Genomic DNA, 7,688 nt, shown 5'->3' with positions numbered 1-7,688 from the left:
GAACCGGCGAGGTCGCCGCCAGGTCCTTCAACTCCGCCATCAGAGAAACCCGCTGTTCCGCTGTCGACACGTCGGTCATCAAGGCTCCCTTTCGCTGCGCCGCAGGGGCGCATCTCGGTACCGTATTCTGGTACGAAAATGTGCCAGATTGATGTGTCAGGTGTCAAGGGTCTCGCCCCTGCGGCCCGAGATGCGACGATCACAGCGTGCCCGACACGCCGAAACGCAGCTACGCAGGCCAGAGCGCGGCCGACCGGCGCAGCCGGCGCCGTGCGCGATTGATCGACACCGCGCTCGACGCCATGGCCGGCGACGAGTGGCGGGTGATCACCGTCGACAAGATCTGCGCTGCGGCCGGATTGAACAAGCGCTACTTCTACGAGAACTTCCCCGATCTCGACGCCCTCGCGGCCGCGACGGTGGACGACATCGCCGAGGCCGTGAGCGCGGCCACTGTGCAGGCCGTGGCCGGCGCCGTCGACGCACCGATCGAGGAGCAGGCGCGTGCTGCGGTGGCCTCTCTGGTCCAGACGCTGGTCGGCGACCCACGGCGGGCCCGCGTGCTGCTCGGCGGCGTGGCCGGCTCAGCCGCCCAGCACCACCATCACGTCGCCGTGATGCGGGGGCTCACCACAGTCCTGATCGAGCATGCCCGCACCGTCCACGACGTCGAGCTCGCGGCCGACCCACTGGCCCAGGTGGCGCCTGCGTTCATCATCGGAGGAACCGCTGACGCGATCCTCGCCTTCGTCGACGGCCGCTCGCACGTCGCGCAGGACGAACTGATCGACAGCCTGACGACGCTGTGGCTGCTCACCGGTAACGGAGCCGCGGCCGTGGCCAGCGCACGTCACCACTGACTACGACGACGGGTCAGCGCGGGATCGTCTGCAGCGGTTTGGGCAACGACTTCTTGCCTTTGACCGGACCGAGGACCGCGGCGCCGAACGGGCGCGTGAGCAGAAGTCGCGCGACGGCATTGACGTCCTCGAGGGTGACCGCGTCGATCTGTTCCAGCGTGTGGGCGATGCTGCGGTGATGGCCGTAGTTGAGCTCGCTGCGCCCGATCCGGTTCATCCGAGAGCCTGAGTCCTCCAAGCCCAGCACCAGCCCACCGCGCAGCGATCCCTTGGCGATTCGGCATTCATCGGCGGTGATCCCGTCGCGGGCGACCTCGGCGAGCACGTCGGTCGTCACCCGCACCACCTCGTCGAACCGGTCGGGCAGGCAGCCGGCGTAGATCGACAGCGCACCGCTGTCGGCGAACGTGTCCACGGTCGAGTACACCGAGTACGCCAGCCCCCGTGTCTCCCGAATCTGTTGGAACAGCCGCGAACTCAGTCCGCCGCCGAGCGCCGTGTTGAGCACCGACAGGGCCCAGCGTTGATCCCAGTGCCGTCCCGGGGTGCGTACCCCCAGCGACAGATGGGTCTGTTCGGCCTCTCGGCTCACCAGTTCCAGCGACGGGCGGCCCGGCACCCGTCCTGCGCCCTTGCGTGGCGCCAGCGGGGAGCGGCCGCGCACCAGCCGCGGGCCGAAGTGCTCCCGGACCAGCGCGACGACCTCGTCGTGTTCGATGTTGCCGGCGACCGCGACGACCATCCGGTCCGGCGTGTAGCGGCGGACGTGGAACGAGTGCAGCTGCGCGCGCGTCATCGTCGAGATCGACTCCACGCTGCCGATCACCGGACGGCCGACCGGGTGCTCGCCGAACATCGCGGTCAGGAACAGGTCGCCGAGTGTGTCCTCCGGATCGTCGTCTCGCATGGCGATCTCTTCGAGCACGACGTCGCGCTCGACGTCGACGTCCTCGGCGAAGCACCGGCCCCGCAACACCACATCGGCGACCAGGTCGACGGCCAGCTCCAGATCGGAGTCGAGCACGTGCGCGTAGTAGCAGGTGTGCTCCTTGGAGGTGAACGCGTTGAGCTCACCGCCGACGGCGTCGACCGCCTGGGCGATCTGCACCGCGGTCCGCGTCGGGGTCGCCTTGAACAGCAGGTGCTCCAGGAAGTGCGCGGCACCGGCGACACTGCGGCCCTCGTCGCGGGAGCCGACGCCGACCCACACCCCGACCGACGCCGAGTGCACGTGCGGGATCCGCTCGGTGACCACACGCAGGCCGCCGGGCAGGTCCGTGCGGCGCACGGTCAGGGATGAGTCGTCGTTGCGGCGCCCCCGGCGCAGCGCCCCCGAGCTAGCTGCTGGCGGTCGCTGCATCAACCGGGACATCGGCGGGTGCGTCGGGCGCTTCGCCCTCGGCGACGAGGACCAGCGAGATCTTGCCGCGGTTGTCGATGTCGGCGATCTCCACCCGCATCTTGTCGCCGACCTTGGCGACGTCCTCGACCTTGTGGATCCGCTTGCCCCGGCCCAGCTTGGAGATGTGCACCAAGCCGTCACGTCCCGGCAGCAGTGACACGAACGCGCCGAAGTCAGTGGTCTTCACCACCGTGCCGAGGAACCGCTCCCCGACCTTGGGCAGCTGCGGGTTGGCGATGGCGTTGATCTTGTCGATCGCGGCCTGTGCGGCCTCGCCGTTGGAGGCACCCACGAACACCGTGCCGTCGTCCTCGATGGAGATCGACGCGCCGGTCTCCTCGGTGATCGAGTTGATCATCTTGCCCTTCGGCCCGATGACCTCGCCGATCTTGTCGATCGGCACCTTGATCGTGGTGATCCGCGGTGCGTACGGGCTCATCTCGTCCGGTGCGTCAATGGCCTCGGCCATCACCTCGAGGATCGTGATCCGGGCGTCCTTGGCCTGAGCCAGGGCGCCGGCCAGCACCTGCGAGGGAATCCCGTCGAGCTTGGTGTCGAGCTGCAGGGCGGTGACGAACTCCTTGGTGCCTGCGCACTTGAAGTCCATGTCGCCGAAGGCGTCCTCGGCGCCGAGGATGTCGGTGAGGGTGACGAAGCGTCTTTCGACGCCACCACCCTCTACTTCGATATCGTCGGACACCAGGCCCATGGCGATACCCGCGACCGGCGCCTTGAGCGGCACCCCGGCATTGAGCAGCGACATGGTCGACGCGCAGACCGAGCCCATCGACGTCGAACCGTTCGAGCTCAACGCCTCCGACACCTGACGGATCGCATACGGGAACTCCTCGACGCTCGGCAGCACGGGCACCAGTGCCCGCTCGGCCAGAGCGCCGTGGCCGATCTCGCGACGCTTGGGCGAACCGACCCGACCGGTCTCACCGGTCGAGTACGGCGGGAAGTTGTAGTGGTGCATGTAGCGCTTGGACGTCTCCGGCCCCAACGAGTCGATCTGCTGCGCCAGCTTGACCATGTCCAGGGTGGTGACCCCCAGGATCTGGGTCTCGCCCCGCTCGAAGAGCGCGCTGCCGTGTGCTCGCGGGACCACGGCCACCTCGGCCGAGAGCGCCCGGATGTCGGTGACACCGCGGCCGTCGATGCGGAAGTGATCGGTCAGGATGCGCTGCCGGACCAACTTCTTGGTCAGTGAGCGGTACGCCGCACCGATCTCCTTCTCGCGACCGGCATAGGTGTCGGCCAGCCGCTCGAGCACCTCGCCCTTGATCTCGTCGGTGCGGTTGTTGCGCTCGTCCTTGCCGGCGATGGTCAGCGCCTTGGACAGCTCGTCGGTCGCCACCGAGGACACCGCGTAGAACACGTCGTCCTGGTACTCCGGGAACACCGGGTACTCACGGGTCTCTTTGCCCGCGGCGGTGGCCAGCTCTTGCTGGGCGGTGCAGAGCGCGGCGATGAACGGCTTGGCGGCCTCGAGGCCCTCGGCGACGACGGTCTCGGTGGGGGCCACGGCGCCGTTGCCGATGAGCTCGATGACCTTGTCGGTGGCCTCGGCCTCGACCATCATGATCGCGGTGTCCTTCGGGTCGTCGCCGACCTTGCGGCCCGCGACGACCATGTCGAAGACGGCGTTCTCGAGCTGCTCGACGGTCGGGAACGCCACCCAGGTGCCGTCGATGAGCGCGACGCGCACCCCGCCGACCGGGCCGGCGAACGGCAGGCCGGAGATCTGGGTGGACGCGGACGCGGCGTTGATCGCCAGCACGTCGTAGAGGTCCTTGGGGTCCAGGCTCATGACGGTCACCACGACCTGGATCTCGTTGCGCAGCCCCGAGACGAAGGTCGGGCGCAACGGCCGGTCGATGAGGCGGCAGGTCAGGATCGCGTCGGTGGACGGGCGGCCCTCGCGGCGGAAGAACGAGCCCGGGATGCGGCCCGCGGCGTACATCCGCTCCTCGACGTCGATCGTGAGCGGGAAGAAGTCGAAGTGGTCCTTCGGGTTCTTGCTGGCGGTGGTGGCCGACAGCAGCATGGTCTCGTCATCGAGGTAGGCGACCACGGCGCCGGCGGCCTGCTGGGCCAACCGGCCGGTCTCGAAACGGATGGTGCGGGTGCCGAAGCTCCCGTTGTCGATCACGGCGGTGGATTCGAACACGCCGTCTTCAATCTCAACTACAGACATAGACGTCCGTATAGCCTCTCTGGTCATCATTCAGCTGTTTCGCGTGAACACTGCGCGTTGAATGCGTCAGTTGCAGACAACCTCAGGAGACCCCGAGACCGGCTCGGATGCGTCGACGGCCGTCGATCGAAGCGGCCGGAGTACATCCGGCAGCCACTACCGAAGACCGCGCGATCGGGCGGTACCTGTCGTGTCACGCGGGGGCGGTACACGCGGATCGCGAAGACCACACCCACTTGTTCGCGCCATGCCGTCTGTGCCACTCGGACACGCCGGCTGGCGAACGCACCCATCGTACATCCCGGGGTGCGAGTAATCCCTAATCCGGGGCCGCTACCGGGCATGCCGGCGCGGTCACCGCACTGCGGGCGGAGTGCTGCGTCAGCGACGCAGACCGAGGCGCTCGATCAACGAGCGGTAGCGCTCGACATCGACCTGCGCGACGTACTTGAGGAGCCTGCGACGGCGGCCGACCAGCAGCAGCAGCCCGCGACGCGAGTGGTGATCGTGCTTGTGGATCTTGAGGTGCTCGGTCAGGTCGATGATCCGCTTGGTCAGCAGCGCGACCTGCGCCTCGGGGGAACCGGTGTCGGTGTCATGCAGGCCGTACTGGCCCAGGATGTCTTTTTTCTGTTCGGCAGTGAGCGCCACGAATACAACTCCATCAAACTCGGTCCGCGATCAAGATGCCGGCGGATCGCGAGGATCCCCGACAGGCGCAGCCACCGCGAACTGCAGCACACGCCAGGTCGGCACGGAGCTTAGCAGCGCCGACAGGCGAGCCGCCAATCGCTACCGGGCGGACAGGATGGTGCGCGCGCGTTCGGTGTCGGCACCCATCGCCGCCACCAGATCGGTCACCGAATCGAACCGCTCCTGTCCGCGCAGCCGGGCGACAAAGTCCACGGCGACGTGCTGGCCGTACAGGTCGGCGGCGGTGTCCAACACGAAGGCCTCGACGGTGCGGGTGCGGCCGGAGAAGGTCGGGTTGGTGCCGACGGACACCGCGGCCTGATACCGCTCGCCGGGGGTCACGGTGCCGACGACGGGACCGTGGCCGAGAACGGTGAACCAGGCTGCGTACACGCCGTCCGCCGGGATCGCCGAGTACATCGGCGGGGCGACGTTGGCGGTCGGGAAACCGAGCACCTTGCCGCGGCCGTCCCCACGGACGACCACGCCCTCGACCCGGTGCGGCCGTCCCAGCCCCTCGGCGGCCGCGACCATGTCACCGGCGTCGACACAGGACCGGATGTAGGTCGACGAGAAGGTCACGGTCTCGTCGCGGTAGGGCTCGGCCACCTCGGAAACCAAAGTCACCGAATCCACGGCGAATCCGAACCGCTCCCCCGCCTTGCGGAGCAGATCGACGTTGCCTGCCGCTTTCTTGCCGAACGTGAAGTTCTCCCCGACCACGACCTCGACCACGTGCAACCGCTCCACCAGCAATTCGTGGATGTAGCGCTCCGGGGTGAGCTTCATGAAATCGGCGGTGAACGGCACGACCAGGAAGACGTCGATGCCCATCTCCTCGACCAGCTCGGCCCGCCGGGTCAGCGTGGTCAGCTGTGCCGGGTGGCTGCCCGGGAACACGACCTCCATCGGGTGCGGGTCGAACGTCATCAGAACCGTCGGGATGCCCCGCGACCGCCCCGCCTTCACCGCACGGCTGATCAACTCCTGGTGACCACGATGGACACCGTCGAACACGCCGATGGTGACCACACATCGGCCCCAGTCGGTGGGGATTTCGTCCTGCCCCCGCCAGCGCTGCACGCCGTTAGCCTACGACCCGACCGCAACCCCAGACCATCAGCACCACCAGATCAGGTGATTATTGCCTAAACTTTGTGCTTGTGAGTCCTGAAAGCGCGGCCAGCGATCCCCGCGACCTGACGACGGTGGCGCAGGACTATCTGAAGGTCATCTGGACCGCCCAGGAGTGGTCACACGAGAAAGTCAGCACGAAGTTGCTGGCCGAACGCCTCGGGGTGTCGGCCAGCACCGCCTCGGAATCGGTGCGCAAGCTCTCCGACCAGGGCCTGGTGGATCACGAGAAGTACGGGGCGGTCACCCTCACCGACGCGGGCCGGCGCGCCGCGCTGGCGATGGTGCGCCGCCACCGGCTGATGGAGACGTTCCTGGTGCGCGAACTCGGCTACGGCTGGGATGAGGTGCACGACGAGGCCGAGGTGCTCGAGCACGCCGTCTCCGACCGGATGCTCGACCGGATCGACGCCAAGCTCGGTTACCCGACCCGGGACCCGCACGGTGACCCGATCCCGGCGGCCGACGGTCAGGTTCCCACCCCTCCCGCCCGTCAGCTGTCGGTGTGTGAGGACGGTGACGCGGGCACGATCGCGCGGATCTCCGATGCCGACCCGGAGATGCTGCGGTACTTCGACACCGTCGGGATCAGCCTGGACTCCCGGTTGCGGGTGGTCGCCCGCCGCGACTTCGCCGGGATGATCTCGGTGACCGTGCAGAACCCTGGCGATCCCGCTGTCGATGACGACAGCCAGACCACAGTGGATCTGGGAAGCCCCGCAGCGCAGGCGATCTGGGTCGTCGCGTGAGGTCTCCGAGGCGCGCGGGGAGCGGCGATCGACACAATCGGGTCCCTCGTCGCCGACCGCACTCGTAGCATCCGGTCATGGCGAAACTCGAATTGTCGCGGTCCCTACCGATGCCGGCGCAGCAGGCCTGGCAGCACGCATCCAACCTGGACACGCTCGGCGACTGGATGACCATGCACCAGGGATGGCGCTCGGAGCTGCCCGAAGAGCTCGACGTGGGCACGACGGTGGTCGGGGTGGCCGGAGCCAAGGGGATGCGCAACCGCGTGACGTGGACGGTGCGCAAGTTCGACCCGCCGTCAGCCCTGGAGATCAGCGGCGAAGGCGTGGGCGGCACCCGGTACAAGCTGTCGATGAAGGTCGCCTCCACCGGTGACGGCTGCACCTTCACGGTGCGGATGGACCTCGGCGGGGCCCCGCTGTTCGGTCCGATCGGCACCGCCGCGGTCCGCGCGGTCAAAGGTGACATCGAGAAGTCGATCGAACAGTTCGAGACGCTGTACGCCTGACCGCTCTACAGCGTCGCCGGGCGCACCACCACGACGCTCTTGGTCCGGGTTTCCCCGTCCTGCAGCAACGCGATGACGCTGCCGTCCGGCGCGGTCGCCGCGTACACCCCGTCGAGACCGGCCGGCGGCAGCGGGCGTCCGTGG

At 68.1% G+C, this 7,688-nt stretch carries 7 protein-coding genes and 1 pseudogene; 3 read left to right on the top strand and 5 right to left on the bottom strand.

The genetic code is table 11. From position 1 onward, the window contains the following. The first annotated feature begins 206 nt into the window (after nt 1-206). On the top strand, nt 207-860 hold the full coding sequence (locus WA944_RS15550; protein WP_526609844.1) for a TetR/AcrR family transcriptional regulator: 654 nt from the start codon (nt 207-209) through the stop codon (nt 858-860). Nucleotides 861-873: 13 nt separating this feature from the next. On the opposite strand, the gene WA944_RS15545 is transcribed toward WA944_RS15550, so the two are convergent. The 4 genes from WA944_RS15545 to WA944_RS15530 all read right to left on the bottom strand — a co-directional run bounded on the left by WA944_RS15545 (nt 874) and on the right by WA944_RS15530 (nt 6,235). After that, entirely contained in the window at nt 874-2,220 is a 1,347-nt protein-coding gene (locus WA944_RS15545) for a M16 family metallopeptidase (protein WP_526371950.1), read from the bottom strand. Then, nucleotides 2,198-4,459, bottom strand: coding sequence for a polyribonucleotide nucleotidyltransferase (locus WA944_RS15540; RefSeq protein ID WP_526371952.1), 2,262 nt, complete (start codon nt 4,457-4,459; stop codon nt 2,198-2,200). The genes WA944_RS15545 and WA944_RS15540 overlap by 23 nt, the downstream gene beginning before the upstream one ends. A gap of 381 nt (nt 4,460-4,840) precedes the next feature. Then, nucleotides 4,841-5,110 (bottom strand): 30S ribosomal protein S15, encoded by a 270-nt coding sequence (gene rpsO / locus WA944_RS15535; protein ID WP_526369616.1) that lies wholly within the window; start codon nt 5,108-5,110, stop codon nt 4,841-4,843. 141 nt (nt 5,111-5,251) lie between these two features. Then, nucleotides 5,252-6,235 carry a bifunctional riboflavin kinase/FAD synthetase gene (locus tag WA944_RS15530; RefSeq protein WP_526369614.1) on the bottom strand — a complete coding sequence of 328 codons (984 nt, stop codon included), beginning with the start codon at nt 6,233-6,235 and terminating at the stop codon, nt 5,252-5,254. A gap of 80 nt (nt 6,236-6,315) precedes the next feature. Here WA944_RS15530 and mntR point away from each other — a divergent pair, with 80 nt between their 5' ends. Next, nucleotides 6,316-7,035 carry a manganese-binding transcriptional regulator MntR gene (gene mntR, locus WA944_RS15525; protein ID WP_526369612.1) on the top strand — a complete coding sequence of 240 codons (720 nt, stop codon included), beginning with the start codon at nt 6,316-6,318 and terminating at the stop codon, nt 7,033-7,035. Between the two features lie 77 nt (nt 7,036-7,112). Next, on the top strand, nt 7,113-7,544 hold the full coding sequence (locus WA944_RS15520; protein WP_526369610.1) for a type II toxin-antitoxin system Rv0910 family toxin: 432 nt from the start codon (nt 7,113-7,115) through the stop codon (nt 7,542-7,544). 5 nt (nt 7,545-7,549) lie between these two features. Here the strand turns inward: WA944_RS15520 and truB are convergent. After that, a pseudogene (truB, locus tag WA944_RS15515) lies at nt 7,550-7,688 on the bottom strand (tRNA pseudouridine(55) synthase TruB); the annotation flags it as partial.

Origin of the sequence: Mycobacterium sp., assembly GCF_049683355.1 — a bacterium.
Classification (GTDB): Bacteria; Actinomycetota; Actinomycetes; order Mycobacteriales; family Mycobacteriaceae; genus Mycobacterium.
This window is presented reverse-complemented; position numbering and strand designations above follow the sequence as displayed.

Excerpts from the sequence above, each read along its gene's own strand:
- WA944_RS15545 (WP_526371950.1), bottom strand. The coding sequence starts at position 2,220 with ATGCAGCGACCGCCAGCAGCTAGCTCGGGGGCGCTGCGCCGGGGGCGC.
- WA944_RS15540 (WP_526371952.1), bottom strand. The coding sequence starts at position 4,459 with ATGTCTGTAGTTGAGATTGAAGACGGCGTGTTCGAATCCACCGCCGTG.
- WA944_RS15520 (WP_526369610.1), top strand. The coding sequence starts at position 7,113 with ATGGCGAAACTCGAATTGTCGCGGTCCCTACCGATGCCGGCGCAGCAG.